This window comes from Endozoicomonas sp. SESOKO2, assembly GCF_024606245.1.
In the GTDB taxonomy this organism is placed as follows: domain Bacteria; phylum Pseudomonadota; class Gammaproteobacteria; order Pseudomonadales; family Endozoicomonadaceae; genus Endozoicomonas_A.
The window spans coordinates 1-1,256 of the sequence record NZ_JAHHPQ010000571.1; the positions used below are offsets into that span (position 1 = coordinate 1).

General features: G+C 38.1%; 1 protein-coding gene and 1 pseudogene. One reads left to right on the plus strand and one right to left on the minus strand.

Features of this window, described 5'->3' with window-relative positions; translation table 11 throughout:
* Positions 1–42: 42 nt before the first annotated feature.
* Entirely contained in the window at positions 43–708 is a 666-nt protein-coding gene (locus tag KDK17_RS14035; RefSeq protein WP_257253056.1) for a hypothetical protein, read from the minus strand.
* Positions 709–1,037: 329 nt separating this feature from the next.
* On the opposite strand from KDK17_RS14035, the pseudogene KDK17_RS14040 reads away from it, so the two are divergent.
* A pseudogene (locus KDK17_RS14040) lies at positions 1,038–1,256 on the plus strand (2-hydroxyacid dehydrogenase); the annotation flags it as partial.

Here is a 1,256-nt window from a genome sequence, read left to right on the forward strand (position 1 = left end):
GAGGCAGATAACCTGCCTACCGCCCACTGTTTTATTAGTCGGTTAATTCATAACCGGAACAACAATCCCGGCACAGTCGGTTGATCTTGGTGATGTACTGTTAATGTGAATATATCTTCCACAGGCATCTTTTTTATAGCCATGCAAACGAAGCTTCTCGTTAAGCAACTGTTCCTTTTTACTTTGATCTATCTCAATGATTTTAAAAAACTTGTTATTTGATTCAAAAGTGTTTAACTGGTTTATAAAAATATTTGTAAAGGTTTGTAGTATCTTAACCTTTTCCTGATCATTAGGTGAATAACATTGATTAGAGATTAATCTAACATCATGATTTCCGGCATGAGTTAAGGTAATTAGATAGCTCGATAGTAAAAGTCCTTCAATTATATCGTCTGTATAACTTTCCATCTCTGTGGCTATAACCTTGCTATTTCTATCTAACACGATTGTTTTTATCGTTGTTACCTGAGAAGAAAAATCAATTAATGTTTTTTTCTTTATTGCATCAGGGTTTAACCCATTGAATAAGTCATGCTCATATAGCAGACTTGAACTTTTATCCAAAAATTTGATATTCACTTCATAATCATCCGGGTCATTGATTTGGAAAAAAAAACTGTTGCCAACACAAATAGAATCATCCTCTTCGGAACAAAATCCAGCCATAGCGATAACCAGCATTACCCCAAAAAAGATAGTTTTCATATGATTTCTATTAACCAATAAAACCCTCTGACAAAGTTAGTAGAAAAGATTAAAAATTCAATCATTCACTAAAGAACAGCTCGCATCATTATGGCTCGCTTGCTAATTTGTGTTGTAAAACTCTTGGCGTTAAAGGCTGGATCAGCGAGTCCCGACCTGCACTGGCTGACCCGGGACAGTGGAATCTGACCACTGCCCGATAGGGCTGCCAAACGTTTACACAGAAAGGCTATTTTCAATCAAAAACTCCGCTATGATTCTTAACCAGAAGCCTATAGCTCATGACTGCTTATTGCTCATGCCAGCGAAAAAAGGAACCTGAACCGATCATGAAAATCTGTATCTTTAACGCCAAAAAATACGATCGTGAATTCTTTGACCTGTGCAATGCCAACTCCGGCTTGGAACTGGAATACTTTGATATTCACCTGGATGAAAAAACCGCTCACCTGGCCAGGACGGGTGATGCAGTCTGTGCTTTTGTTAATGACGATCTCAGTCGGCCCGTTCTGAGTGTCATGGCTGAGTATAATATCAGACTTCTGCTC